Origin of the sequence: Myxococcus sp. AM009, from assembly GCF_013372605.1 — a bacterium.
In the GTDB taxonomy this organism is placed as follows: domain Bacteria; phylum Myxococcota; class Myxococcia; order Myxococcales; family Myxococcaceae; genus Myxococcus; species Myxococcus vastator.
On record NZ_JABXEP010000071.1, the window covers coordinates 1 to 24,898 of the forward strand.

Consider the following 24,898-nt stretch of genomic DNA (forward strand, 5'->3'; position numbering starts at 1 on the left):
GCGCAGGCCCGCGTCCGCCCCCTGCGCCTCCAACGAGGCCTGGAGCGCGAGCAGCTCCGGGTAGGCACGGCGGACCTCCAGCAGCCGCACCAGGGCCCTTCCCCGCGCCAGCCGCGCGTCCAGGGTCAGCGCGTCGCCGGGGAGCGCATCCAGCCACGCCAGCAGCTCCCCCGCCGCCCCATGGCGCACCAGCAGCTCCGCGCTGGCCACGATGAAGGCCACGCGCTCCGCGGGCCTCCCCAGGGCCTGGAGGTGACGGCTCATCGCGCGGACCCGGACCACCACGGGCACCTCCTCGCGCGGCAGCAGCTCCAGCAGGGCCACGTGCGCGGCGCGCACCTCCTCCGTGTCGAGCAGCGACACCAGGGCGTCCCGCACCAGGTCGTGCATGCCGTGGCGTCCGCGGGCGTCCAGCTCCACCAGCAGCCTGGCCCCCAGCCGCCGCAGCAGCTCGCCGTGGTGCCCTCCCGGGAAGAGGCCCGACAGGACCTCCGCCGACAGGGGCGCCTCGCTCAGCGCCAGCACGGAGGCGAGCCGCCGCTCATCCGCGCTCAACTGAAGCAGCGCCTTGAGCACCGGCTCCTCTCCCTCCACGTCACCCGCGTGGGCCCGCCGCAGGTGGAACGGCAGCCCCCGGGAGCGGCGCCAGGCGTGCTCGAACCCCTCATGCGCGCCATACAGCGCGTCGAGCTGACGCCAGAGCGTGCGCGCCGCCGCCTCTGTCAGGCCATCCAGCCGCAGCTCGAAGCGGTCCGGGCTGGTGGCGCGCCGGGGAACGGCCTCGCGCGACGTGGCCAACAGCGCCCCCCGCGTCAGCCGCCCGCCGAGCTCCTCCAGCAGCGCGGCGCGCTCCTCGGGCCGCAGCACCTGGAGGTCGTCGACCACGCACAGCGCCTCGCTCGCGTCGGCCTGCCGTGCCAGGTCATCGAGGCGGGCTTCATCCGACAGCGCCTGCTGCACGGGGGCATCCCGCAGCAGCCGCCGCAGGTCGTCCACCACCGTGCCCAGCGAGTCGCCTGGACGCAGGCGCCGGTGGACCACCGTCCCCGGGTGCCGCGCCGCCACCGCGGCGGCCAGCGCGGACTTCCCTGCCCCCGGCAGGCCATAGACGACACTCGTCCGCACCCGCCGCAGCATCTCCCCCAGACGCCGGAGCTCGTGCGCACGCCCCACGAAGAGAGGAGGAGACACAGTCCCTTGGCGCAATGACGTGTGCATGTCGCTCCCATTCTATGTTTGCTCGTACTCCGCGCATGCCACGCGAAGCCGTGTCACCCATCAGGTCCTCTGCCGGTTGCCTGACCTGACGCCCCCCCTCAAGGCGGCTCCTGACGTCAAGTAGGCATGCTCCCGGAGATTCTTGATTCCAGAATCAACGCACGTTATGTCCGAAATCTCCGAAAGAGTCGCACCTGGGGGAGGGGCGCTGCCTCGTGACAGTCATGGCACCTGATTCCACTTCAGACACAACGTCCGTCTCCGCCAGCCAGGCCTGGCGGCCCAGCCCCTGGCGGAGCGGGGTCCAGCTCGTGGGATGCGTGGGCGCCTATGTCCTGCTCGCGGGGGCCAGCTATGTCGTCCTCGCCCAATCCCTGGCGGGCGGCGTGGCGCTGGCGGTGCTCGCGGGCGTCGTGCTGGTCCGGGTCTTCATCCTCCAGCACGACTGTGCCCACCGCTCGCTGTTCCAGCGTCCGGTGACGAATGACCGGGTGGGCGTGGTGCTGGGCATGCTGACGCTGGCGCCGCACGCGTACTGGCGGGCCATGCACCTGGTCCACCACGGCACCAGCGGCGACCTGGACCGGCGCGGCGTGGGCGACATCGTGACGATGACGACCCAGGAGTACCTGGCGCTCAAGCCCGCCCAGCGCCTGCGCTACCGGCTGTACCGGCACCCCGCCATCCTCCTGGGCGTGGGGCCCATCTTCCAGTTCCTGCTGCGCTTCCGCATGCCGGGCATCGTCCCCAAGGAGCGCGGGCCCGAGCGCCGCTCCATCCTGGTGACGAACCTGGCGCTGGTGGCCGTCCACCTCGCGTTCCTCGCGCTGGGTGACTGGCCCCGGTGGCTGGGGGTGCACCTCATCATCACCCAGGTGGCCGCGGGCCTGGGCATCTGGCTCTTCTTCGTGCAGCACCAGGTGGAGCGGCCCTATTGGGTTCCCCGGGCGCGGTGGTCCCTGAAGGGCTCGGCGCTCCAGGGCAGCAGTCACCTGGTGCTGCCACGCGCCTTCGAGTGGCTCTTCGGCGCCATCAACCTGCACCACGTCCATCACCTGAAGCCCCAGCTCCCCAACTACCTGCTGCGCGGCTACATGGAGCAGCACGGCCTGGTCGAAGAGGGCGTGCGGCTTGGCCTGCGCGAGTCGGTGCTCGCCTTCCGCCTCAAGGTGTACGACGAGGCCACCGGCAGGATGACGGGCTTCCCCCCTGTCCACGCGGGCCAGGCCAGGACACCGCTGGCCGCCCCGCCCTCCATCGAGCCGCCAGGTCAGCTGGGCCGACTGCTGACCTTCCCCGGCGAGGAACGCTGAACATGCCTGATTACGTCCATGTCCTCCTTGGACTCGCGCTGGGGTACGTCATCTCCTCATACGTCGAGTCCTTCATGCACGAGTACGTGTCCGACGCGCGCCCGAAGGCGGTGCGCTTCTGGAACCGCGCGCCGCGGCTGTTCCGGCCGATGATCAACACGCACTTCTCCCACCACACCATTCACCACGTGAGGACCTTCCGGAGCAGCCATGTGACGCAGTTCCGGAGCGAGGAGGAGAAGCAGAAGCTCACCGAGGAGCTGCTCCAGCGGGGCAAGCACGGCCGGACCATCATCAACGGCGCCTTCGCCACCCGGCTGCACGGCGAGGGCGCCTTCGTCTTCGTGGCCCCGCTGGTCATCTTCTTCCCGGTGTTCTACTTCACGCTCAAGCCCATTGCCTTCCTGGCCGGCTGCGTGACGCTGCTGCTGCCGCCCTTCATGAGCCACTTCGTCCACCCGTACCTGCACCTGCCCTTCGAGGAAGGACAGCGCACCGCGCCCCGGTGGCTGGCGTGGCTGCTGCGGACCCGCTACATGCGCGCCGTCTACCGCAACCACTTCCTGCACCACCGCTATGGCGGCGTGTCCAACTTCAACCTGGTGCTGGGGGCGGACATCGTGCGGCGGCGCACCCGCGCGCTGACGGAGAAGGACCTGGCCGTCATGGCCGAGGTGGGCATGCCGCTGCCCGAAGAGGCCCCCGCGCGGACCGTCCATGGCTGAGCCCGCGAACGCCTTCCACGTCCCCTGGTGGCTGCGCTTCTCCCATGTGCAGACCGTCGTCCCGCACCTGGACCGGCGCCGTCACGCCGTGCTCACCGAGCACCTCCGCCACGAGCTGGCGGACGGTGACTTCGTGGACGTGTACTGGCTGAACCGGACGCGGCCAGGGCCCTTGTTCATCCTGCTGCCCGGCATGCAGGGCACGCAGGAGTCCACCTACGTCCGCAGCCTGCTGTCGGAGCTGTCCCTGCGCGGCCTGCGCGCGGCGGTGTTGTGCCACCGGGGCGGCGCCGTGCCCAACCGGCGGGCCCCCTTCTATCACGCGGGCTTCACCGACCACCTGGCCTGGCTGGTGGGCTTCATCCGTGAGCAGGAGCCCCACACGCCGCTCCATGGCGTGGGCTTCTCCCTGGGCGGCAGCATGTTGATTCGCTACCTGGCGGAGACGGGCCACGCCAGCCACCTGTCCGCCGCGGCGGCCGTGTCCCTGACGTTCTCCTTGGCCAGCACGGCCCGGCGGGCCTGCGAGGGCATCAACCAGCTCTACCAGCTCCGCGTGTTGAACTCGTACAAGCGCGTCGCGCGGCTCAAGGCCCACCTGCCGGAGTTCGCCTCACGCGTTGGGACGCTGAGCGGGATGCGCAGCATCCAGGCCTTCGACGAGGTCTTCACCGCGCCCCTCCACGGCTTCAGGGACGCGCATGACTACTACGCGCGGTGCAGCAGCCAGCAGTTCCTGTCGGGCATCGAGGTCCCCTTCCTCATCCTCAACGCCGAGGACGACCCGCTCGTCGCCCGGGACACGCTCCCCGACGCGCGCGCGCTGCGGGAGCACGTGCGGCTGGAGCTGACGCCGCATGGCGGGCACCTGGGTTTCATGTATCAGCGTTCCTCCGGGCTGGGGTACTACCCGCCGGCCCGGCTCATCTCGTTCTTCCTGCAGGAGCCGTCCGAAGCACATGAATCTCTATCTCAGGATGTTGTGGGTCATGCTCTCCTCGCTCTGGAAGCCGGAGATGCGCGTGGACGCGCTGACGAGCACGCTGGAGCAGCGCGTCCTGCCCAATGACCTGGACCTGAACCTGCACATGAACAACGGACGGTTCCTCACCGTCTGTGACTTGAGCCGGGTCGACCTGTTCATCCGCACGGGCCTGCTGGCCCTCATGCTCAAGCAGAAGTGGGCGCCCATCATCGTGCGCCACACCATGGACTACAAAAAGCCGCTTCGCCCGTTCCAGAAGTACACGGTGTCCATGTCGATTACCCGCTGGGACGAGAAGTACTTCTATGCCACCCACCAGTTCCTCTCGCGGGGGAAGGTGGTGGCGGAGGGCGAGTCCACCGCGGTGCTGCTCGGGCGCGAGGGCGTCGTCCCTCCGGCGACGGTGCTCGAGGCCGTGACGGCCCGACAGAACCGGACGGTGGCGGAGAGCCGCTGAGCGCCCCGGGCCTGGGCCCGCCTCATGCCCAGGCCTTGCGGACCTCCGCGTAGTAGTTGCGGAAGAAGGGCACCATGGCCGCGCGATTGCTGTCGACGATGGCCAGGAGCTCCGGAGGCATGACGAACTCCTCCTCCCCCAGCGCGTCGTAGAGCGAGTCCAGCATCTGCTGGTAGAAGCGCGGGAAGGCGCGGTGCCAGCCCACCTTGGGCAGCCGGATGCCGTGCTCCCACCCCATGGCCAGGTAGTGCTTGAGCGCCTCCGCGCGCGCCTCCTTCAGCGTGTAGAGGGAGATGGGCTTGCGCTCCGGCGGGAAGTCCTCGGCCACCAGGCCGCTCTGCCCGCACACCCGCCGCGCCATGTGCTGCCCCAGCAGCGGGGAGAGGAACAGCCCGTCGCGGTACGTGCCCGTGAGCAGCCACAGTCCCTCCACGGACGTCGGTCCGATGAGCGGACACGTGTCCACGGTGACGGGCCGGTTCCCCGCCTGCCAGGCGACGAGCTGCGCGCCGCAGAGGTCCTGGTCAATCTGCTCCAGGACGCACTCCAGCAGGAAGTACATGTCGGCCGGCGTGGTGCGCAGCATCGGCCGCGCCATCAGGATGTTCGTCGCGCCGAAGTAGAGCTGGCCCTCCCCGCGGGGCATGCCATGAAGGCCACAGGCGAAGGCCCGGTTCGGCGTGCGCACCACGTGCTGGAGCGACGTCCGGGGCACCTGGAGCAGCAGTGACGTCCCGCCGCCGCTGAAGATGCGGGGGATGCGCCGCGCCAGCTCCGGCAGCTCGTCGAGCACCGCCTGCGTCCCCACGCCCATGGCGAGCACCACCTGCGCGGCGCTCAGCGCGCGGCCATCCTCCAGCCGCACGCCCGTCACGCGGCCCCCCTGGATGTCCAGCGTCTTGACCGCGCCATCCACGACGGACACCCGCGGCGACTGCTCCAGGGACAAGGTGAGCGCCCGCAGCAGGCGGCTCGCATCCACCGAGCCCTCGCGGGGCAGGAACAGCGCCTGCTTGGGCCGGCAGTCCTCCGCGGGGTTCAGGCCCGGCACCTGGTTGGGGTCCAGCAGCTCGTGGGGCGCGTCCTCGTCCTTCACCGCCTGCTGGATGGCGATGAAGTTCTCGTCCTCAATCGTCCCGGACTTGGCGTTGCTGAAGACGATGGTGCCAGGGCGGACCTGGACGTGCGCGTCCTCGGGCAGCTCGCCATTGAGCTGCTCCAGCCACGAAGGCCAGAGGCGCGCGGCGAGCACGCCCTTGGCATGCTTCGCGCGGCCCGGCGCGGTGCGCAGCAAGGGCGCCGTCACTTCGCCGTAGCAACCCAGCATCGCCCCAGCGGCGGGAGAGGCGCCCGCGGGACGGCTGACAGGGCCGACCACGGCGATGCGCAGCCGGGGGTCCACCCGCGTCAAGGCGTGCGCGGTCGCCAGGCCCAGCGCGCCGTTGCCCGCCACCACGATGTCATAGGTGTCCATTCGCTCGCTGCCCTCGGCGGCATGGGGATACGGCACAGCGCCCGCCGCATCCGGCTCGAGGGGAGCGCGGACACGGCGGGCAGATCCTCAGGACTTCAGACTGACCCTACGGAGGGTCAGTCCTCCTTCTTGGACGTGTCGTTGACGATGTAGGGCGGCCACCACTGGCGCTCCGCGCTGGACCCACACGTCACGCTCGGCTCCTGGAGCAGGTCCTTCTCGGCCACCAGGTTCTTCACGGTCTCCAGCCACTGCGATCCGTTGTTCATGCCACGTCTCCTTGCTGCCGTGTTGGCTCTATGAGGGTACTGCGTACTAGTGAGTCGAGCCCCGAACGCAACTGTCGGCGCGCTTCGTCCGGGGCCACTCTCGCGCCGACGACCTCGAGGTAGGCCCGCTCCATGTCGGAGTACGTCCTGCCGTCACTGAGCTCGAAAATCAGCCACGCATTCAGGTCCAGCCAGTGAATGCGCGGCGCGGCCGGTGAGAACACCATCAAGCACTCGCCCTGCTTCGACGGGCGGACCCGCAGCCCGTCCACCTTGCGGTACGCGGCCCGCGCCGGCTCAGGGGCTTGGGGTCTGGCGTCCTGGAGGAAGAGCGCGCGGTCCACGGGCGCCAGGGACTCGCGCTGCCACCGGACGAAGTCGCGTCCCTGAGGCGTGAGCAGGTGCGCCCACTCCGTCAGCAACATCTCTCCCAGGAAGCGGGCCCGGTCCACCGAGCGGCCATAGGGCGAAGCGCCGTCGTTGTTCACCACCGACGTCGCGTGCGGACGCGAGACGTACGACGACGGGTCTCCGAAGCGCTCCGTCAGGGCGCGGTCCGCCGTGAGCGCGGCCGCCTTGAAGAGCGCCAGGTGGACGTACACGTGATAGGAGAACACCGCGCGCACGCTGGTCCAGCGGATGTCACGCCAGGGGACCTGGACCGTCTCCTCCGGCTTCGCGATGAGCGCCACCGAGCGCGTCGCGTCGAAGAGCTTCATGTGAAGCCCCTCGTGCAGCAGACACCCGGCGATGTCCCAGGGGTTCCCGAGCTCCTCCAACGCCAGGAAGATGGTGGAAGGCGTCAAATCGCCCCCCGCGGCGGACAGGACGGTGCCGCCTTCGAGCTTCGCGCTGAGCAGCGCGATGGCCTCGACGTGCGTCAGGGCGCTCGCGCCCGAGTGCGGCAGCAGCAGGGAGAGCAGCTCGATGGAGTCATTGAGCGTCCGCTGCGCCTTGGCCTGCGGACTCAGGAGCGTCCCGCCGCTCTTGGATTTCGCGCCGAAGACACCGTCGAACGCCGCATGCAGCGCCCGCGAGTACGCATCCGTGGGCTGGGCCACGTCCCACAGCCACTTGGGAACCGCCGAGCCCACCTGCCAGCGCGACGGCATGCGCGACTCGCACAGGCCCAGCGGCAGCGCCTCCAGCGCCCCCGGCAGCATCTCCTCCACCGGGTGGGGCGACGTCAGCCGCCCTGCCTCCAGGTCGGAGAAGGCCTGCTCCAGCGTCAGGCGCACGAGCGGGTCGAAGAAGACGCGGCGCGCCTCGGCGTCACTGAGCGCCTCCACCGCGGCCACCGCGCGCGGCAGGGCGGGCAGCCGCTCCGCGAAGAGCTCCACGCCGAAGCGATAGCGGGTCAGCACCTTCGCCAGGATGCGCGGCGAGTCCCCGAACGAAGGGTGGCTCGACAACGCCCGGTCCGCCGCCTGGACGACGCCCAGGACGTTCGTCACGGCGCACCTCCCTCGGCGACCTGCTCAATCATCCCGCTGGACTCCAGGCCCCTGAGCGTGGGCGCCAGCTGCGCCCAGGCGCGCTCGGCCCCCAGCCCCAGCGACGAGGTGTACGAGGAGAGCACCTCCTCCTCCGTCTTGCCGTCGCACAGCTCGAAGGCGAGCCAGGCCGACAGGTTCAGGGTGACGATCTTCCGCGACGCCGGGTCCAGCGCGAACAGGACCTCCGAGGCCGGGGAGCGGCGCAGCGAGAGGTCGCGCCCCTGCCGGTAGCGCACCGACGACGGCGCCCGGCTGGCGCGGGGCGGCGCTGGCGTGGAGGCCGCGGCGCGCGGCGCGACGTCGTCGCCAGTGACGCCGTCCACCAGGGGACGCACCGTGTCCCAGAGCCACGCGACGAGCTCGCGCCCGTAGGGCGTCACCCGGGGCGACAGCGGGCCGGAGAGCTGCGAGTGCAGGTACGCCAGCCGCTCCTCGGCCCGGGAGTAGGGCTTGACGTCGTTCTTCACCACCGACATCGCGTGGGCCGGAGCGTCGTAGTCACGGGGCGCGCCGAACTCCGCGTAGCAGTCTGGCCCCAGGTGCGTCACCGCCTCGCGGAACACCTGCATGTGCGCGTACGCGTGGTAGGCGAAGACGCTGTTGGACAGGGCCGTCCACCGTCCCCAGGGCAGCTCCACCGGGTCGTCATCCGTCACGATGGCGCCCGTGCGAATCAGGTCGGAGAGCTTGAGGTGGATGGCCTCATGCAGGATGTGGCCCGCCGTGTCCCACGGGTTCTCCAGCTCGTCCGGGTCGATGAAAATCATGCACGGCGTGCCGTCGCCCCCGGAGCCGGTGAGCATCCGGCCGCGTGGGCCCCGGATGTTCGCCACGGCGATGCAGTGCAGGTGCAGGAAGACGCTCTGCGCCATCTCCGGCACCAGCCGCCGTAGCAACTCACAGGCCCGCTCCAGGCCTTCCACCATGCGCGGCGTCGGGCGGATGATTTCGACGCTGCTCTGGGCCCCGGGCATGAACCCGGTGCGGATGCTGTCGCGCAGCAGGTCCCCGACCCGCGACGGCGTCTCCGGGAGGTCCCAGACCCACGTGCGGCCCGAAGGTCCCACCGCGAAGTCACGCCCCATCGCCTTGCGTGCGACGGACACGCCGCGGCCCTCCTCCAGCGAATCCAGCGCCTCGCCGAGCAGCGCCGGGAAGGTGTCACGCACCGCCCCCACCGGCCCCGTCGTCTCCAGCTTGCTGATGGCCGTCTCCAGCGCGGCGCGCACGAGCAGATCACCGAACAAGACATTCACGGACGCGGTGTCCAGCGCCTCGACGCGCTCCGTCAGCGCCCGCAGCCGCGCGTCCTGGCGCGACAACACCTCCAGGACGAACTTGTAGCGTTCGATGACACGCAACACGATTTTCGACGAATCTCCAAACGGCACCTGATGCTGGAACCGATGGTCGAGCTGCCGGATGACCTCAATCTGTCGCACGCTGCTCTCTCCTCGGATGACAGACCCATCATAAATCTGCCATCCCGGCATAAACAGCATTTCGGAACTTCAAGGTATCAACCCACGTCGCCTGTCACAAGCACAAGACGCCAAAACAGCGCGCCGCCTTCACTTTTCCCGCGCGCCAATTAGACGGCTCATTCTGGAAATTAACTATCTCAGTGCATCAATGAAGACGCGTCGCGTTGGCTGGCTCGGCGACGGACCCACCTCTCAGTCATGCATGACCCGACAGCCCATGACGTGGGGGTGACAGTGACTCTGGTCCATTATCAGACGGATGCTTGAGTCACCGGTGTCGTCGGTGCCTCCTGAACTAGACTGCGGTCACGTCCCGATGGACGGGACCGAACGCTGGAGACAACAATGCCAACCTGGATGCGGAGCGCGGGACTCGCGGTGGTGCTGTCGTGTGGGCTGTGGGGCTGTGGCGGCGTGCAAGCGCCGGAAGCGGAGGCCGCGCTCGGCGAGACGAGCCAGGAGCTCATCATCCCTTGTAGCGTCGAAGATGACTCGGCCTGCCGCAACCGACGGGACATGATTTGTGACTACAACCAGAGCTACTGCGTCTTCGTCTGTAGCGACGGCAGCGTGTGCCCCACCCACCGGTACTGCTGCAACTGAGGCCAGCCGGTGGCCGGCCACCCACTGGGGGCCGGCCACCGCTTCCGCCTGACGGACAGGTGGTAACTCCTGTCACCAGCCGAGGACGGCTGTCACCACCTGTCCGTCAGAAAATTGCGAGAGGGGCATACGCCATCACCTCCTTCGCCCTGGAAGTCTTTGCACGCCCGCTGGCATGCCGCATGCTCATGCGGACTCCACATCACGCCAGGGAATCCCTCTCACTCCCACGCGCAGGCACTGTCCCCTGCCCTGGCGTTCGCGCTGCCGCGGGAACACCCCATCTACCTCCATGAATCGAATGTCTGATTGGCTTTCCACCGCGGCGATGTTCGCTGGCCTTGCCACCCTGACGGGCCTGCCGATGGCCGCCGAGGCCTCTGACGATGTGTCGCCGGAGATCGTCTCCGCGATGCGCCGGGACCTCGGCCTCACCGAGCAGCAGGTGCACCAGCGCCTGTCCTTCGAGGCGAAGGCGCCCGGGCTGGAGCAGACGATGCGTGAACACCTGGGCGACGCCTTCGGTGGCGCCTGGCTCGACGCGGAGGGCGGCCAGCTCATCGTCGGCGTCACCGACGAGTCCCGCCTCACCAAGGCCCGGGTCGCCGGCGTGCGGACCGTGCGCGTGGCGCGCAGCCTGGCGCGGCTGGAGCAGGTGAAGGCGGAGCTGGACCAGAACGTCCAGGCGCTCTCGCCCGCCATCCACTCCTGGTACGTCGACCTGCCGACGAACAGCGTCGTCGTCTACGTGGACGCCTCCAGCCAGACGAAGCTGCGCGCGGATGCCTTCATCGCGCGGAGCTCGGGCCTGAAGGACGGCAGCCTCCGCGTGGTGGCCTCCAGCCACGCCCCCGAGCCCGCCTACGATTTGCGCGGCGGTGACCCGTACTACTTCAGCAACTACCGCTGTTCGGTGGGCTTCCCCGTCAACGGGGGCTTCGTCACCGCCGGTCACTGCGGCGGCGCGGGCACGCCCACCACGGGGCACAACGGCGTGGCCCTGGGCACCATCCGTGGCTCCGTCTGGCCCGGCGCCGACTACGGCTGGGTGGCCACCAATGGCTCGTGGACGCCGCAGCCGTGGGTCAACAACTACAGCGGCGGCAACGTCACCGTGGCGGGCTCCCAGGAGGCGCCGGTGAATGCCTCCATCTGCCGCTCCGGCTACACCACCGGCTGGCGGTGCGGCGTGCTCCAGGCGAAGAACATCACCGTCAACTACTCCGTCGGGCCCGTGTACGGCCTCCACAGGACGAACGCCTGCGCGGCCGGCGGTGACTCCGGCGGCTCCGTCATCTCCGGCAACCAGGCCCAGGGCGTGACGTCCGGCGTGGCGGGCACCTGCTCCGACAGCAACCCGCAGACGTTCTACCAGCCCGTCAACCCCATCCTGGGCGCCTACGGCCTGACGCTCCGCACGACGGGCGGTGGCGGCGGCGGTGGACGGGCCTTCGTGTCGCGCCTCAACGGCAAGTGCATCGACGTGCCCAACTCCAACTTCTCCGACGGCGTGCAGCTCCAGATGTGGAACTGCAATGGCACGAACGCGCAGCGGTGGACGTTCGTCAACGGCACCGTGCAGGCGGGCGGCAAGTGCATGGACGTGGCCTGGGCCTCCACGGCCAACGGCGCGGCCATCCAGTTGGCCAACTGCAGCGGCAACCCGGCGCAGCAGTTCGTGCTGAGCGGCGCGGGTGACCTGGTCAGCGTGCTCGCCAACAAGTGCGTAGACATCGTGAACCACAACACGGCCAACGGCGCCCGGCTCATCATCTACGAGTGCACGGGCAACCCGAACCAGAAGTGGGAGCACCGCTAAACCCTCTGTCGCCTGAACGAGCGACCGCGGTGCCTGGAGGCGATTCAGGCACCGCGGGCCGCTCGGGCGTGACACGCTGAGGGCCTCCAGCGCGCCTGGGCCGGCCAGCCCAGGCGCGCCCTCTCACCGGAGGACATCCCCATGGCCCCCTCCCTGCTCCGCACGCCCCCCCTGCTCGTGCTCGTCCCGCTGCTCCTGGCGGCGGCGCCCGCGCCCAAGGCCCCGACGCCGCCTCGGCTGGAGGACGCGGTCCCCGACACCTTCACCGGCGTGGCGCGCGTGGTGGCCGTGGGCGACGTCCACGGCGACGTGGACGCCCTGAAGGAGGTGCTGCGGCTCGCCGGCCTCATCGACGCGAAGGACCGGTGGATTGGCGGCAAGACACACCTGGTCCAGACGGGCGACGTGCCGGACCGGGGCGACCAGACGCGAGCGGCGTTCGAGCTGCTCATGCGGCTAGAGCAGGAGGCGCTCGCCGCGGGCGGACGGGTCCACGCCCTGCTCGGCAACCACGAGGCCATGAACATGCTGGGCGACGTGCGCTACGTCAGCCCCGGGGAGATGGCGTCGTTCGCGGACCTGAGCCCCGAGCAGGACAGCGTCGGCGCCCCGCCCGGCCTCAACGGGCACCGCGTCGCGTACAGCCTCCAGGGCCGCTACGGCCAGTGGCTGCGCAAGCACGCCGCCGTGGTGCGCATCAACGACACGCTCTTCGTGCACGGCGGCGTCGCGCCCGGCGTTCCCGGCCGCAACCTGGCCGAGCTCAACCGCTGGGTGCGCCAGGACTTCTTCCCCGACCATCCGCCCGGCGGCGCGCGGGACTCCCAAGGACCCTTGTGGTTCCGAGGCTACGCGCTGGGCGAGCCGCGGGACGCCGAGTCCGCGCTGGACGCGGTGCTGAAGCGTTATGGCGCCAGGCGCATGGTCATGGGGCACACCACGAACCGCGACGGCAAGGTGAAGGTGCGGTTCAACGGAAAGGCGCTGCTCATCGACACCGGGCTGAGCACCGGGTACGGACGGAACCTCGCGGCCCTGGAGCTTCGCGGCGGCAAGGTCAACGCCCTGTACCGCGAGGGCCCCGTCGCGCTGGGCACCGTGGAGCCCCCCGCCGCGCCGGCTCGTCCCAAGTCGCGGAAGAAATAAGCGCCTGCGCAGGTGCGGGCGCACGACGCGCGGGAGGCCACCTGCGCGTCGCCACTGCGCAACGCCACACACCACGAAGCCGGACGAAACCCATCCCAGGCAAGACTACACTGAATCGAGCTCCTCAAAGACAATCCCCCAGCCGTCTTCTGGGCGATTTTCCTTGAGGGCCGACTTCACTGACTCATCGACGACCAGCACATCCGGGGACTCCGCCAGCCTGAACATGTGCAATCCACGCGACTTCGTGCCATCCAAGACGATGTTGTTGAATGACACGAGCGGAACATCAACACCCTCCGCGTCTGCCTCCATCAACGTCTCAAAGGAGGAGCGCCGCATGTCGACAGCCTTTATCAGGCCGAGCACGTTGAATAGAAAGTACCCCGAGCGCTGCTTCTGCGTCTCTGGATTGATGAGCAGGGCAGGGAAGCATTGGAAGTTGTTGACGCCAGCGCCGCGCAGCACCTGGATGAAGCGCTCACTGGCAAGAACAGCTCCGCCGCTCATGAAATGCTGGCAGGGTTCGTCATCAGGCGTATCCACTTCATAAATCAGCTCCGGCAAGGCGTCAGCCTCAACCCACTTTCCCGCCATGATGCTCTCGTCTGGCAACGTCGGGCCGGAGGTAATGCCGTGGTCGAGGTAGTCGTCCTCGGACAACTGGTAGTACTTCATGCTCGTTCCCTCCTGCGGGTGTGCGCGCGTGGGATGGAAAATCAATGTTGACTACTTCGCGGACGAGTTGAGCGAACTTCTACATGAGGGGGTAGAGCAACTCCTTTCGCATGCCGGCGAGGGTGCCCTGAGATATCCCCTCGTTCCATGCACGACTACGAGTTGATTGGCTCACCGGGATGTGGCTCCGCCATCGTGGAGATGGCGCTGCAAATCACCGGCATTCCGCACCGGCTCACGGACCTGCCCTACCTGGAGCCGGGCCCCGGACGCGACCGGCTGTTGAAGCTCAATCCCCTGGGGCAGGTGCCCACCCTGGTCCTCCCCGATGGCACGGTGATGACGGAGAGCGCGGCCATCATCCTGCACCTGCACGACGCCTCACCCCAGAGCGGCCTGGCGCCAGCGCCCACGGCCCCCGAGCGCGTGCGCTTCCTCAATCTCCTGTTCCGCCTGGTGGGCGCGGTGTACCCGACATTCACATACGCAGACGACCCGCCCAAGTGGACCCTGGCCGGCCCCGCCGCGGACCGGCTGCACGACACCGTCATGGAGCGCCGCGCCACCCTCTGGCGCGAAATCGAGGCGCAGGTAGGCAAGCCCCACGTGCTCGGCGAGCGCTTCAGCGCGCTGGACCTCTACGTCACCGTGATGACGCGCTGGCGGCCGGGCAAGGACTGGTTCGCCCAGCACTGCCCCAACCTGACAGCGACCGCCAGGCGGGCCGAGGAGCATCCGCACGTCGCCGCGGTGCTGGGGCGTCACTTCAGCTGACGCCTTCCGCCCGCTCCTGGCATCAGGTGGGCTCCGCATCAGCCCACCCGATGCCCCCCGGCGCTGTTAACGTCGCGCGGCCATGTTTCTCGCGCGCCTGCCTCGGAGCCCCACGCTGGCTCCTCTCGTGGAGTCCCTCTGGACGTACGACGGGCAGCTCGCCCACGGCTTCGAACGCGTGCTGCCCTCGGGCCGGATGCAGCTCCTCGTCAACCTTCATGAAGACGTGTTCCGGGACTACAGGCTCGACGGCCGCCTGACGCACAAGACTCGCGGTGTAGTGATTCAGGGCGCCCACACCGCACCAAGAGTCGTCGACACGGCCTGCCAGCGCTCCATCTGCGGGGTGAGCTTCGCTCCCGCGAGTGCATCGCCGTTTCTGGGCATCCCGGCCTCGGCGCTTACCGGGAAGGTCGTCGACCTCTCCGAAATCTGGGGGCGTGACAGCCCCCTCCTTCGTGAGCGCCTGCTGCAGGCCCCCACCTCCGCGGCCCGACTCGACGTGCTCGAGGCGGCGCTGCTCGCGCGGGGGCGCGCGTCCGAGCCTCGCGACGCAGCCGTGGCAATCGCATGCTCCCTGTTGATGGGTGGCGCGAGCGTCCGTGCGGTAGGCGTTCGACTCGGCCTGTCGCCGCGCCGGCTCATTGAGCGGTTTCAAGCCCATGTCGGCGTCAAGCCCAAGCTCTTCGCGCGCATCGCCAGGTTCCAGCGCGTGCTCGCATCAGCCCGGGGGGAGATGACCTGGGCCAGCCTGGCCGGTGAGTACGGGTTTTCGGACCAGGCACATCTGGTCCGCGAGTTCAGGGCCTTTTCGGGAGCCACTCCCGCCGCGTATCGCCCCCGGTCGGATGAGGACCGCAACCACGTACCGCTCGACGAGCGGCATTTTTCTTCAATACGAGGTGGGCCCCCCCGGGCACATTGCGCCAATGACTCCAAATGAAGCCCTGACCGAAGTCCAAGCCCGCCGGGTCGCCGAGCGCACAGCCGACGCAATCAACATCACCCGCTCGGACTCCGGCGCTGCCTGGAGGAGGTCGTCGTGAAGGTCATGCGAATTGTCGCCAACGTGGGCGTGTCGGCGCCAGCCGCCGCCAGCCGCTTCTATCGGGACGTCCTCGGGCTCGACGTTTTGATGGATATGGGTTGGATTACCACCTACGGGTCGAGCGAAACGATGACTGTGCAGGTCAGCTTCATGTCGCAAGGGGGCTCAGGCGCGCCAGTGCCAGACCTGTCCATCGAGGTCGACGACCTCGATGCGGCCATCGCCCGGGTGAAGAAGGCGGGAATTCCAATCGAGTATGGACCGGCTGACGAGCCTTGGGGCGTGCGCAGGTTCTTCGTGCGCGACCCCTTCGGACGGCTGGTGAACCTGCTCGCTCACACCCCCTGAGCGCCACCGTGCCGCCAGAAGGGCGCGAAGCCCTGTACCGACCTCGTCCACGGGCAGGTCAGCCCTCCCGGCGGCCCGGGGTTCAGCCCTCTGCCTGCCCCGGCGTGTGGTCCGGGTCCGGGTAGGGGTGAGCACGGTGCGGCGCGTCCTCGTCGTCGCCCTCCGCGCTCCCCGGCGTGTGGCCCGGCTCTTCCTCCATGTAGCGACCCTGTCGCTCCCGCGCGTCGTCTGGCGGCTCGGACAGCGGCCGCGGTGCTTCCACATCTGGCATGACGATGTCCTCCTCTTGGAGAACATAGTCAGTCGCCAGTCCCTGGCGGCCTCAAGACAAGCAGCCAGGGGCACGGAGGTGGACGCCACAGCCCCTGCCCCGGTGGGGCGGCCAGCAGGCAGGGGCTGGGGTGGGCTACGGCTGGGACATGGCCTGGATGGCGGACCGCGCCTGGCCTTCGTCGGCGGTGATGGAGACGACGAGCCGCTGATAGCAGCCTTCGAACTCCTTCCGCAGGGACTCGGCCGTCACCGCCTGGAGCAGCGCGGGTCGGCCCGTCACCGTGTCCGGCTCGAAGCCACGGACGCGCGCGGTCAGCAGCGCGTTCACCCAGGCCTCCGAGCTGATGAAGGAGACCGCCTGCGCCGCCAGCATGCCTCTGCGGGCCCGCTCCAGCGAGGGCTCGGGCACTTCCTTCGCGAAGGACGCGAGAATCTGGCGGACGGTGCTGAGGCCTTCACCCATTCGCTGCGCATCCACCGCGCCCTCCAGCACCAGGTGGGCCGCGCCGCCGCGCCCCAGCCAGGGCCGCGCGAAGAACCCGTACGTCGCGCCCCGGCGCGAGCGCATCTCCCCCGAGGCGTGGCCGTGAATCAGCTCCGCCATCAGGGCGTAGCGCGCCTCTGCCTCGGGCGTGGCCGTGGGCAGCCGGCAGGCCAGCTGCACCTGGGCCTGGCTCGCGCCGGGGCGCGGCGTGAGCAGGGCCTTCGCGTTCGCCGAGGCGGCAGGCAGCGCAGGCGCGGGCGGCGTGGCGACGGGCTTCGCCTTCCCCCGGCTCCAGCCGCCGAGGTACTTGCGCGCCAGCCCCTCCACTTCCTTCACGTCGAACTCGCCTGCGATGACGACCACCGTGTTGGCCGGGCGGTACACGTCCTTCAGCCACGCCTCGGCTTCCGTCCAGGACACCTGGGCCAGCTCCTCCCCGGTGACCTCGCGCGCATAGGGATGCGTACCGTACAGCGCCTTCTGGAGGTGACGCTCGGCCAGGAGCTCCGGATTCGAGTCCACCGCCCGGCGCCAGGGCAGCACCTGCTCGCGGTAGTAGCGCACCACGTCCTCGGAGGTCCGCGTGGAGTCGAGCTGCTCGGCCAGCATCGCCAGCATGTTGCCGACGTTGCCCGCCGTGCCGGAGATGCCGACGCGCAGGTGGTCGCGCTGGAACGATGAGGTCGAATGCAGACCCCAGTCACTGGGGCGCCCCTCGAACCAGGACTCCCGGAAGGCGCCCCAGTTGGCCAGGTCCGCCACGCCCGGCTTCTCGCCGTAGGACGAACCACCGCGCAGCGCCGCGCCGATGCGGACCACCGGGAGGCCCGGCCGCGGAGCGAGCAGCACCTCCATGCCATTGTCCAGCTTGAGCACCTGCACGGGCGAATCGAGCGCCGCCGTCATGGACGGCGTCACCTGCTCGGCGGGCGAAGCCCAAGGCTCCTCGTCCGCGGACAGCGTGGCGGCCACCGTCGCCGCGCCGGGCACCTCACCGGGACGGACGACAATCATTCGCACCCGGTCCCGCTGCAGCCACTGGTAGGAGAAGTCCGTCACCTTGCCGCCGACGAGCCCCATCAGCGCCACCTGCGAGCGGGTGTAGGAGCGAACGTCCTGCGTGAAGTGGGTGAGCAGCGCCCGGCGCTCGGTGCGGGACATAAGGTCCTCCGACTCAAGCACCATGCCCGTCACCACCTTCCGGCGCATCGCCTGGAAGTCGAACTCGCGGCCCAGCACGGAGCCGGGCTGAATCTCCTGCACCCACGCGTTCTGCACCTGGTCCAACACCTTCCCCGCCGAGCGCGCCGGGTCGTCACCCCGGCTGAGCCGCACCCGCACCACCAGCAGCGAGGCGCGCGTCCCCGGAATCAGGTTGGTGGAGATGTCCGCGATGTCGGCGTCATTGCGCACCGCGCCCCAGAGGTTCTGGCTGAAGCTGGCGCGAACGAAGTCCTGGACCGCGCTGGCCTCGTCGAAGCCGCGCGGCAGCACCCAGGACAGGTACACCTCCGGCGTGGGCACGGAGGCAGTGAAGACGGGCACCGACTTCTGGGCGGGCGTGGTGGCCGGGGCCGCGGGCTGCGCGGGCAGCCGGGCCTCCAGCGCCAGGGGCGCGCCCGTGCCCACCCAGGCCTCGGGCAGGTTGGCGCGGAGCGTGGCCTCCACGGCCGCCAGATCCACGTCACCGGCGATGACCAGCGTGACGTTGTCGGGGCGGTAGTGCGCCCGGGCGAAGCGCTGCGCGTCGGACAGGCTGAGCGCGGACAACGACTCGTGCGTCCCCGCGAGCGGGCGCGCGTAGGCGTGGCCACCAGGGAAGGCCGCGGCGTTCATCCAACTGAAGACCTGCCCCACGTAGCCCGTCTCGTTGCGCTGGCGGAGCTCATTGCGGACCACCTCGCGCTCCACCGCGAAGACCTCTGGGCTCACGCCCGCGAGCGGCGCTGACAGGCGCTGCCCCTCCATCTTCAGGAGCGTGGGCAGGGCCTCCTTGGGCCCCAGCGTCTCGTAGGACGTGTAGTCCAGGCTGGTGGAGGCGTTGTAGGAGCCCGCGCCCGACGCCTCCAGGCGCCGCCACACCGAGGGCCCACCCGCGTGACGGGAACGGAAGGCCAGGTGCTCCACGACGTGCGCCAGGCCCTCCTTGCCACCCGGGTCACTGGAGCCCCCTGCTCCCACCACCGCGACCACCGCCACCACGGGGGAGCGGGCATCCTGCTCCACCACCACGCGGAGCCCCGAGGGGAAGCGGAAGTCGCGCAGCGGGAAGGCCACGTCGCGCATGACGATCTGCCCACGCTGCGGCAGCGTGGCGCACGCGCTCAGCAGCAGCGCCAGGGCAATGACGGCGGCACGGGGCCGCCAGGCGGAGGGGAGGGAAACACGCTGGGGCAACATCCAGACAGACTCCAAGGACGAACCCGGGAGCAGCACGCAGGGACACGCCCCACCGCCTCCCCCGAGCGGAAGTGATTCCTGACAGCGACGAGGCGAAGGCAATGCGCGAACCGCGCGGGCCCTGGACTCAAGGCCAGACGGACGGAGTGCTCATACCATCCACGAGAAGACAGGCCAAGGGCCGGGACTCACAGGCGCGTTCGCGAAGTCCAGACACCTCCGCAATCCTGGCCCACAAAGACCCGGAGGCTCAGCGGACCTGCGCTGGCGTATTCACAGACGCGGGCTTCGGCAGGTCCGCGTCCTTCAGGAGCTTGCCTCGCGGCTGGCGCTCCGTCGCGTCCGTGTAGCCCCGGTCCACCAGCCCGCTCAAATCGAACGGCACGCCCCGGGTGCGCTCCAGCTTCTCCGCGCGCGCCTCCAGCGTCCTGGCGGCCACCTTCGCCTCGTACCCCACGCCCACCAGGATGCGGTTCGAGCTCTGCGGCACGATGAACTCATACAGTTGCGTGAAGGCCACCTGCCACGTATGCACCATGGCGTCGTAGTGACGGTTGGGCGGAAAGGCCCACACGTTGCCCACCACCGCGCCCTGGGGGCTAAGCTTCGCCCGCACGGCCTTCAGGAACTCCTGCGTGGCCAGGTGCTCGGGGATGCTGTCCGGGCCATAGGCATCCAGGAAGATGAGGTCATACGCGGGCCGCTCGGCTTCAATGAAGCGCCGGCCGTCTCCCACGTGCGCGCGCAGGAGTGAATCCTCCCGGAAGCCGAAGTAGCGCCTGGCCACCGCCACCACGTCCGGGTCGATGTCCACCACGTCGATGTGCGCCCGCGGCACCACCTTGCGCAGGAACATGGGCATGGCCCCACCGCCCAGGCCCACGATGAGGATGCGCTTGGGCGCGGGCACGTAGGCCAACCCCACCATGGAGACCTGCGTGTACGGCAGCACCAGGTCCAGCGGCTTGCCCCGCTGGACCACGCTCTGCAACGCGCCCGAGGCATCGAAGCCCAGATAACGGCGCCCCTCCTCGTCCTCCGTCACCGAGATGAGGGTGTAGGGCGATTGCTTCTCGTACAGGACCTTGCGGGACGCGGAGGCCGTACACGCCAGGACCACCAGCCCCACCAGCAGCAGCCGCTGGCTCACACCGCGCATGTCCATCCCTCTCTGGTACAGAATACCAAAAAGACAGCATTTCTCTCAGGAAAAACAACCGGTTGACGCACACGGTGCCGAGGTTCACCTTGCCGCGCATGAGCCACGTCGAGGCGTCGCTGCCGGACCATGCCCGCGCCATCATCGCCGAGGAAGAGGCCTTGCTGGCCCGTGTTCAGTCCACGCTGGAAGCCGCGCGGCGCAAGTCCGCGCGCGGACAGGACGCTCAAGGACTTGTCGCCCAGTTGCAGGTGCTGCGGGACGAGGCCTCCACCGCGGCCGTGGCGGACCTGCCACACCTCTTCGCGCAGATGAACCAGATGCGCTCCCTCATGGAGCGCCAGGAGGGCGTGAAGCTTCCGGACCCACAGGCCCCCTACTTCGCGCACCTGCGCCTCAATGGCGAAGGCGGCCCGCGCGACTATTTGCTGGGCCGCACCACCTTCGCGGACGTGGGCGCCGGGGTGCGAGTCATTGACTGGCGCTTCGCGCCCGTGGCCCGGGTCTTCTATTGCTACGAGGAAGGCGACGACTACGAGGAGTATTTCGGTGAGCGGCTCGCCGAGGGCTCCGTGGAGACGCGCCGGCTGGTCATCATCGAGCGCGGCGTGCTGACGCGCATCATCTCCGGCGCGCTGGTGCTGGAGCGCTCCGCTGACGGCGCGTGGCGCGGCGTGAGCCGCGACTTCTCCACGCTCCAGTCGGGCGGCGCGGGGACGGCGGCGCGGCCGGAGTTCCTGGGCACCGGCAAGGGCGCGCGGCGCCTGGAGGATGCCTTTGGCGTCACCGCCATGCTGGACGCCGAGCAGTACGAGGCCGTCAGCACCGGCCCCGACCGACCGCTGCTGGTGCTGGGCAGCGCGGGCAGCGGAAAGACGACGGTGGCGCTGCACCGGCTGGCGAAGCTGGCCTTCGACGACCCGCGGACGTTCCCCCAGGCCCGCATGAAGCTCATCGTCCCGGAAGAGGGGCTGGCGCGGCTGTCCCGCCGGCTGCTGGCGCCGCTGGGCCTGGGCAACGTGGCCGTGCAGACGCGGGATGCCTGGCTGCTGGCCACCGCGCGCTCCGCCTTCAACGTGCCCGGCATCAAGCTGTGGAATGACACGCCGCCGCTGGTGTCCCGCCTCAAGCGCCACCCCACCCTGCGGCGCGCGCTGGCCGCCCGCGTGGGCGTGCCAAAGACAGACGCGGGCACCACCCTGGAGCGGCTGCGCACGCGGATGGCGGACGCGTACATGGACCGGCGCTTCCTGGAGAGCGTCGTCACGGCCGCCAAGGGCGAGCTTCCTCGCACCGCCATTGACGAGACGCTGGAGCACACGCGCCTCCAGCTCGCCACGCCGCTGTCCAAGGCGCTCAAGGACATCACCGACGCGGAGCGGCTCATCACCGTGGACGGGCGCTCCATCGAGGATGACACCCCGGACGCCATGGCCGGCACGGTGGACCTGGACGACCTGGCCGTCCTGATGTTCCTCAAGGCCCAGCACACCTCGCTGGGCCTGGAGCGGCTGGCGCACGTGGTGCTGGACGAGGCCGAGGACTTCTCCCTCTTCGAGCTCTTCGCCGTCCGCCAGCTGCTGGGCAAGGGCAAGAGCTGCACGCTCGCGGGCGACGAGATGCAGCAGACGGACGCGGGCTTCGCGGGCTGGCCCGCCGTCCTCAACGAGCTCGACATCCGCGACGCCGCCACCTGCCGGCTCCAGGTCTCCTACCGGTGTCCCCGGCCCGTGGTGGAGCTGGCGCGACAGGTGCTGGGCGCGCAGGCCCCGGAGGCCACCGCCACCGGCCGCGCGGGCGCGCCCGTGGGCTTCCACCACTTCCCGGATGAGGCCCAGGCCCAGCTCTTCATCGGCGAGGCGCTCAGGGACCTCGTCGCCCGCGAGCCCCACGCCTCCGTGGGCGTCATCGCCAGCAGCCCGGAGTCCGCGCAGGCCATCTACCGCGTCGTCGCCGACCAGCCCTGGGCGCGGCTGGTGAGCGACGGCGAGTTCACCTTCGAGCCCGGCGTGGACGTCACCGACGTGGGCAGCGTGAAGGGCCTGGAGTTCGACTACGTCATCCTCCCGGACGCGACGGCGCGGGCCTATCCGGTGGACGACGAGTCACGCCGCCGCCTGCACGTGGCGGTGACGCGCACGTCCCATCAGCTCTGGGTGGTGTCCTCCGGCGTGCGCTCGCACCTCGTCACCCCGGCTGGCGCGGCAGCTCCACGGTGAACGTGGAGCCCTGGCCGGGCACGCTCTCCACGACGATGCGGCCCTCCATGGCGTCCACGATCTGCTTCACAATCCAGAGCCCCAGCCCCAGTCCGCCGTAGTGCCGCTCGCTGGCCAGCCGCTCGAAGCGCTGGAAGAGCCGCGCGCGCCCCTCCGGCGGAATGCCCACGCCCTGGTCCTTCACCGACAGCCAGGCGCGTGACACATCCGCCCCCACCCGCACTTCAATGGGGCGGCCCCGGCCGTACTTGATGGCGTTGGAGAGCAGGTTCTGCAGCACCTGCTCCAGCCGCAGCCTGTCCCAATGGCCGGTGGCGGCGCTCCCCGCGTCCAGCCTCAGCGCGCAGCCCGCGCGCGCCAGGTCCTCGGTGAAGCGGGGCACCACCTCGAGGGTGAGCGCGGCCAGGTCCAGGTCCTCGCGCTCCAGCCGCAGCCGCCCCGCGGTGATGCGGGACACGTCCAGCAGCTCGCGCACCAGGCTGGACAGGCGGGAGACCTGCCGCTGCACCGCCACCACCTTCGTGGAGAGCGCCTCCAGTGACGTGGCGCCGCTGCTGGCGCGCGGCTCCATGTCGCGCCGCAGCGCCTGGATGTTGAGCATGAGCGAGGTCAGCGGCGTGTTGAGCTCGTGAGACGCCACGGACAGGAACGAGTCCCGGGCGCGCACGGCCTCCTGCGCCTCCGTATAGAGCCGGCCGTTGTCCAGCGAGGTGGCGGCGCGGCGGGCCAGGTCCTCCGCCAGCCGCACGTCCGCCTCCGTGTACCTGCGCCGGGACTCCGAGGTGAGCAGCGTGAGCGCCCCCAGCACCCGGCCCCGGCTGACGAACGGGACGATGATGTACGCGCTGATGCCCAGCGCCTCCACGGCCTGCTGGTACGCCGCGTCGCCCCCTTGAGCGGCGGCGAGCATGGCGGGAAAGTCCGGGGTGAACTCGGTGACGCCGGTGCGCAGCACCTTGCCGATACCCGCCGCGTCCTCCAGGCGGATGGGATAGCGCTCCTGGAAGTCCTGCGCGGACGCCGCCAGCGCCTGCCTGGAGAAGGCCACGGCGGCGCGGCGCACCTGCCCGTCCGGCATGGGGAGGTCCACCGCGCAGGCGTCCGCCAGGATGGGAACGGCGAGGTGGGCCATGCGCTGCAGGATGAGGTCGTGCTCCAGGGACGACGCCAACACCTCGCTGGCCTGGGCCAGGAAGGCGGCGTGCCGCTGCGCCCGGCGCATCTCGTCGTAGAGGGCCCGGAGCGTCGCCTCCTGCTTCTTCTCCGCGGTGATGTCCCGCGAGAACAGGTAGACGCGCTCATGGACCCGAAACAGCCGCTTCACGAACCAGCGGTCCTGGGGCGCGGTGTGACATTCGAACTCCGCGGCTTCGCCCGTCCGGGCCACCTGGCGGAAGCGCTCCTGGAAGGAAGGCTCCGTCCACTCCGGGTGCAGCGCCCAGAGGCTCCGGCCGAGCAGCTCCTGACGCGGCTGCCCCAGGTGCCGCTCCAGGGAGGGATTCACATGGACACAGCGCGCGTCCAGCGAGCAGACGACGACCGCTTCCGGCATCTGGTCCAGCAGGGCGGTATCCAGCCCCGTGGCGTCCGACCCACCGTGGCTGGCGCCACCAGGGTCCTGTCCGGTCGAGAGTGCGTCCACGCGGTTGGTGTGAGAACGGGCCAAGGCGATGTACCAGCCGCTTAACATCTCCGCCGCGCCCACCCCACTGTCACGCGCCGGAAATCTGCACGGCAGCCAACATTCTCGCCGCCCGGGGGCAACGCCCTTCCCCACCCCCACCCCGCGGAGACACTGTCCGGAGGTGGACAGTCCCCCCGGCCGCCCGAAAGAGCGCTCAGGGTGACTGTTGGCCCTGGCGCCACGCCTCGCGGCGGCGCTCCTGGGCTTCCCGCCGGTCAAGCGCGTCCTGCTCCTGCCCCGGCAGCTCCGCCAGCCGCGTGCGGTGCATGTTGATGCTCAGCTCGTAGAGTCCCCGATCCCGCTCCGGCAGCACGTCACCGAACCGGGTCAGCACCTCGGTGGAGAAGGTGATGAAGTCCTCGGACACCTGCCGACGGTGGCCGTAGTACTCGCGAATCTGCTCCACCGTGGCATCGGCGGACAGCACCTTGCCATAGAGCTCGTTCCAGCGGCGGGACTCCCCTTCGCGGCGCTCCAGCTCGGCCGGGTCCTGGGTGGGCGCGCCCATCCGCCAGTAGAGGTTGTCGGGCAGCTTCGCGCGAATCACTTGCAGGTCCACCGGGTGCACCTTGGGCGCGTTGTCGTCCGGCACTTCCTCGGGCGGCCGCGTCAGGTCCAACGGCGGCGGCGTGGCCCGCGGCGGAGGCGGCGGCGTGCGCGCCACGGCCTGCGGCGCCACGGGCGTGGCGGCCGTCTGGACGACGGCGGGCACCTCCGGCGTCACCGGCTCCGCGTCCTGGCGAAGCGCGTACACCAGCGCCGCCACCACGAGGACCGTCGCCAAGACGAGGCCGGGCAGGCCCTTCCTCCATGCATTCACGGCCATGCTGCTCCGAATACCG

At 69.9% G+C, this 24,898-nt stretch carries 22 protein-coding genes; 11 read left to right on the forward strand and 11 right to left on the reverse strand.

The genetic code is table 11. The features are described from left to right. Nucleotides 1-1,218: ATP-binding protein (locus tag HV824_RS18785; RefSeq protein WP_176423931.1), on the reverse strand; the 1,218-nt coding region annotated here is incomplete at its 3' end. Between the two features lie 320 nt (nucleotides 1,219-1,538). On the opposite strand from HV824_RS18785, the gene HV824_RS18790 reads away from it, so the two are divergent. The 4 genes from HV824_RS18790 to HV824_RS18805 are packed head-to-tail and all read left to right on the forward strand — an operon-like array spanning nucleotide 1,539 to nucleotide 4,698. Next, nucleotides 1,539-2,531: a fatty acid desaturase gene (locus HV824_RS18790; RefSeq protein WP_368671032.1), complete on the forward strand. Its 993-nt coding sequence runs from the start codon at nucleotides 1,539-1,541 to the stop codon at nucleotides 2,529-2,531. Nucleotides 2,532-2,533: 2 nt separating this feature from the next. After that, nucleotides 2,534-3,256: a hypothetical protein gene (locus HV824_RS18795; protein WP_176420724.1), complete on the forward strand. Its 723-nt coding sequence runs from the start codon at nucleotides 2,534-2,536 to the stop codon at nucleotides 3,254-3,256. Beyond that, nucleotides 3,249-4,325: a YheT family hydrolase gene (locus HV824_RS18800; protein ID WP_176423932.1), complete on the forward strand. Its 1,077-nt coding sequence runs from the start codon at nucleotides 3,249-3,251 to the stop codon at nucleotides 4,323-4,325. Before HV824_RS18795 ends, HV824_RS18800 begins: the two co-directional genes overlap by 8 nt. Next, a complete protein-coding gene (locus tag HV824_RS18805; RefSeq protein WP_255208159.1) occupies nucleotides 4,246-4,698 on the forward strand; it encodes an acyl-CoA thioesterase in 453 nt (150 codons plus the stop codon). The genes HV824_RS18800 and HV824_RS18805 overlap by 80 nt, the downstream gene beginning before the upstream one ends. 22 nt (nucleotides 4,699-4,720) lie before the next feature. On the opposite strand, the gene HV824_RS18810 is transcribed toward HV824_RS18805, so the two are convergent. From HV824_RS18810 to HV824_RS18825, 4 genes are all read right to left on the reverse strand, one after another. Continuing rightward, nucleotides 4,721-6,172: an FAD-binding oxidoreductase gene (locus HV824_RS18810; RefSeq protein ID WP_176423933.1), complete on the reverse strand. Its 1,452-nt coding sequence runs from the start codon at nucleotides 6,170-6,172 to the stop codon at nucleotides 4,721-4,723. Between the two features lie 116 nt (nucleotides 6,173-6,288). Further along, nucleotides 6,289-6,441 (reverse strand): hypothetical protein, encoded by a 153-nt coding sequence (locus tag HV824_RS18815; RefSeq protein WP_176410444.1) that lies wholly within the window; start codon nucleotides 6,439-6,441, stop codon nucleotides 6,289-6,291. Further along, the gene (locus HV824_RS18820) at nucleotides 6,438-7,895 is read right to left on the reverse strand and encodes an HEXXH motif-containing putative peptide modification protein (RefSeq protein WP_176423934.1); all 1,458 of its coding nucleotides are present in this window, start codon (nucleotides 7,893-7,895) and stop codon (nucleotides 6,438-6,440) included. The genes HV824_RS18815 and HV824_RS18820 overlap by 4 nt, the downstream gene beginning before the upstream one ends. After that, nucleotides 7,892-9,379: an HEXXH motif-containing putative peptide modification protein gene (locus HV824_RS18825; RefSeq protein WP_368738076.1), complete on the reverse strand. Its 1,488-nt coding sequence runs from the start codon at nucleotides 9,377-9,379 to the stop codon at nucleotides 7,892-7,894. The genes HV824_RS18820 and HV824_RS18825 overlap by 4 nt, the downstream gene beginning before the upstream one ends. 387 nt (nucleotides 9,380-9,766) lie before the next feature. Here HV824_RS18825 and HV824_RS18830 point away from each other — a divergent pair, with 387 nt between their 5' ends. The 3 genes from HV824_RS18830 (at nucleotide 9,767) to HV824_RS18840 (ending at nucleotide 12,989) form a co-directional block, all read left to right on the forward strand. After that, nucleotides 9,767-10,024: a hypothetical protein gene (locus HV824_RS18830; protein WP_176420728.1), complete on the forward strand. Its 258-nt coding sequence runs from the start codon at nucleotides 9,767-9,769 to the stop codon at nucleotides 10,022-10,024. Nucleotides 10,025-10,325: 301 nt separating this feature from the next. Continuing rightward, the gene (locus HV824_RS18835; protein ID WP_255208160.1) at nucleotides 10,326-11,843 is read left to right on the forward strand and encodes a ricin-type beta-trefoil lectin domain protein; all 1,518 of its coding nucleotides are present in this window, start codon (nucleotides 10,326-10,328) and stop codon (nucleotides 11,841-11,843) included. A gap of 141 nt (nucleotides 11,844-11,984) precedes the next feature. Further along, complete coding sequence (locus tag HV824_RS18840) at nucleotides 11,985-12,989, forward strand: metallophosphoesterase (protein WP_176423935.1); 1,005 nt, start codon at nucleotides 11,985-11,987, stop codon at nucleotides 12,987-12,989. A gap of 105 nt (nucleotides 12,990-13,094) precedes the next feature. Here the strand turns inward: HV824_RS18840 and HV824_RS18845 are convergent, their stop codons facing one another. Next, the gene (locus tag HV824_RS18845; protein WP_176423936.1) at nucleotides 13,095-13,667 is read right to left on the reverse strand and encodes a DUF1629 domain-containing protein; all 573 of its coding nucleotides are present in this window, start codon (nucleotides 13,665-13,667) and stop codon (nucleotides 13,095-13,097) included. A gap of 147 nt (nucleotides 13,668-13,814) precedes the next feature. Between HV824_RS18845 and HV824_RS18850 the strand changes: the two genes are divergently transcribed. The 3 genes from HV824_RS18850 to HV824_RS18860 all read left to right on the forward strand — a co-directional run bounded on the left by HV824_RS18850 (nucleotide 13,815) and on the right by HV824_RS18860 (nucleotide 15,837). Continuing rightward, nucleotides 13,815-14,441 (forward strand): glutathione S-transferase family protein, encoded by a 627-nt coding sequence (locus HV824_RS18850; RefSeq protein WP_176423937.1) that lies wholly within the window; start codon nucleotides 13,815-13,817, stop codon nucleotides 14,439-14,441. 127 nt (nucleotides 14,442-14,568) lie between these two features. Further along, the gene (locus HV824_RS18855) at nucleotides 14,569-15,384 is read left to right on the forward strand and encodes a helix-turn-helix domain-containing protein (RefSeq protein WP_368738077.1); all 816 of its coding nucleotides are present in this window, start codon (nucleotides 14,569-14,571) and stop codon (nucleotides 15,382-15,384) included. Between the two features lie 108 nt (nucleotides 15,385-15,492). Next, nucleotides 15,493-15,837 (forward strand): VOC family protein, encoded by a 345-nt coding sequence (locus HV824_RS18860; protein ID WP_217917531.1) that lies wholly within the window; start codon nucleotides 15,493-15,495, stop codon nucleotides 15,835-15,837. Between the two features lie 82 nt (nucleotides 15,838-15,919). Here HV824_RS18860 and HV824_RS18865 read toward each other — a convergent pair whose 3' ends face one another. From HV824_RS18865 to HV824_RS18875, 3 genes are all read right to left on the reverse strand, one after another. Beyond that, nucleotides 15,920-16,108 carry a hypothetical protein gene (locus HV824_RS18865; protein WP_176420735.1) on the reverse strand — a complete coding sequence of 63 codons (189 nt, stop codon included), beginning with the start codon at nucleotides 16,106-16,108 and terminating at the stop codon, nucleotides 15,920-15,922. A 135-nt stretch (nucleotides 16,109-16,243) separates the two neighbouring features. Next, nucleotides 16,244-18,994 carry a pitrilysin family protein gene (locus HV824_RS18870; protein ID WP_176420736.1) on the reverse strand — a complete coding sequence of 917 codons (2,751 nt, stop codon included), beginning with the start codon at nucleotides 18,992-18,994 and terminating at the stop codon, nucleotides 16,244-16,246. Between the two features lie 250 nt (nucleotides 18,995-19,244). Beyond that, a complete protein-coding gene (locus HV824_RS18875; protein WP_176420737.1) occupies nucleotides 19,245-20,159 on the reverse strand; it encodes a spermidine synthase in 915 nt (304 codons plus the stop codon). Between the two features lie 92 nt (nucleotides 20,160-20,251). Between HV824_RS18875 and HV824_RS18880 the strand changes: the two genes are divergently transcribed. Continuing rightward, nucleotides 20,252-22,372 (forward strand): ATP-binding domain-containing protein, encoded by a 2,121-nt coding sequence (locus HV824_RS18880; RefSeq protein ID WP_176420738.1) that lies wholly within the window; start codon nucleotides 20,252-20,254, stop codon nucleotides 22,370-22,372. Here the strand turns inward: HV824_RS18880 and HV824_RS18885 are convergent. Beyond that, complete coding sequence (locus tag HV824_RS18885; protein ID WP_306465617.1) at nucleotides 22,341-24,062, reverse strand: PAS domain-containing sensor histidine kinase; 1,722 nt, start codon at nucleotides 24,060-24,062, stop codon at nucleotides 22,341-22,343. The genes HV824_RS18880 and HV824_RS18885 overlap by 32 nt on opposite strands. Nucleotides 24,063-24,210: 148 nt before the next feature. Continuing rightward, nucleotides 24,211-24,882 (reverse strand): hypothetical protein, encoded by a 672-nt coding sequence (locus HV824_RS18890; RefSeq protein ID WP_176421094.1) that lies wholly within the window; start codon nucleotides 24,880-24,882, stop codon nucleotides 24,211-24,213. Nucleotides 24,883-24,898: the final 16 nt, after the last annotated feature.

Bases quoted from the DNA above. Each gene is read 5' to 3' on its own strand.
- HV824_RS18850 (WP_176423937.1), top strand. From the start codon at position 13,815: ATGCACGACTACGAGTTGATTGGCTCACCGGGATGTGGCTCCGCCATC.
- HV824_RS18865 (WP_176420735.1), bottom strand. From the start codon at position 16,108: ATGCCAGATGTGGAAGCACCGCGGCCGCTGTCCGAGCCGCCAGACGAC.
- HV824_RS18840 (WP_176423935.1), top strand. From the start codon at position 11,985: ATGGCCCCCTCCCTGCTCCGCACGCCCCCCCTGCTCGTGCTCGTCCCG.
- HV824_RS18875 (WP_176420737.1), bottom strand. From the start codon at position 20,159: ATGGACATGCGCGGTGTGAGCCAGCGGCTGCTGCTGGTGGGGCTGGTG.
- HV824_RS18885 (WP_306465617.1), bottom strand. From the start codon at position 24,062: ATGTTAAGCGGCTGGTACATCGCCTTGGCCCGTTCTCACACCAACCGC.
- HV824_RS18890 (WP_176421094.1), bottom strand. From the start codon at position 24,882: ATGGCCGTGAATGCATGGAGGAAGGGCCTGCCCGGCCTCGTCTTGGCG.
- HV824_RS18830 (WP_176420728.1), top strand. From the start codon at position 9,767: ATGCCAACCTGGATGCGGAGCGCGGGACTCGCGGTGGTGCTGTCGTGT.
- HV824_RS18815 (WP_176410444.1), bottom strand. From the start codon at position 6,441: ATGAACAACGGATCGCAGTGGCTGGAGACCGTGAAGAACCTGGTGGCC.
- HV824_RS18805 (WP_255208159.1), top strand. From the start codon at position 4,246: ATGCTCTCCTCGCTCTGGAAGCCGGAGATGCGCGTGGACGCGCTGACG.
- HV824_RS18795 (WP_176420724.1), top strand. From the start codon at position 2,534: ATGCCTGATTACGTCCATGTCCTCCTTGGACTCGCGCTGGGGTACGTC.
- HV824_RS18860 (WP_217917531.1), top strand. From the start codon at position 15,493: ATGCGAATTGTCGCCAACGTGGGCGTGTCGGCGCCAGCCGCCGCCAGC.
- HV824_RS18800 (WP_176423932.1), top strand. From the start codon at position 3,249: ATGGCTGAGCCCGCGAACGCCTTCCACGTCCCCTGGTGGCTGCGCTTC.
- HV824_RS18835 (WP_255208160.1), top strand. From the start codon at position 10,326: ATGTCTGATTGGCTTTCCACCGCGGCGATGTTCGCTGGCCTTGCCACC.
- HV824_RS18810 (WP_176423933.1), bottom strand. From the start codon at position 6,172: ATGGACACCTATGACATCGTGGTGGCGGGCAACGGCGCGCTGGGCCTG.
- HV824_RS18880 (WP_176420738.1), top strand. From the start codon at position 20,252: ATGAGCCACGTCGAGGCGTCGCTGCCGGACCATGCCCGCGCCATCATC.
- HV824_RS18870 (WP_176420736.1), bottom strand. From the start codon at position 18,994: ATGTTGCCCCAGCGTGTTTCCCTCCCCTCCGCCTGGCGGCCCCGTGCC.
- HV824_RS18845 (WP_176423936.1), bottom strand. From the start codon at position 13,667: ATGAAGTACTACCAGTTGTCCGAGGACGACTACCTCGACCACGGCATT.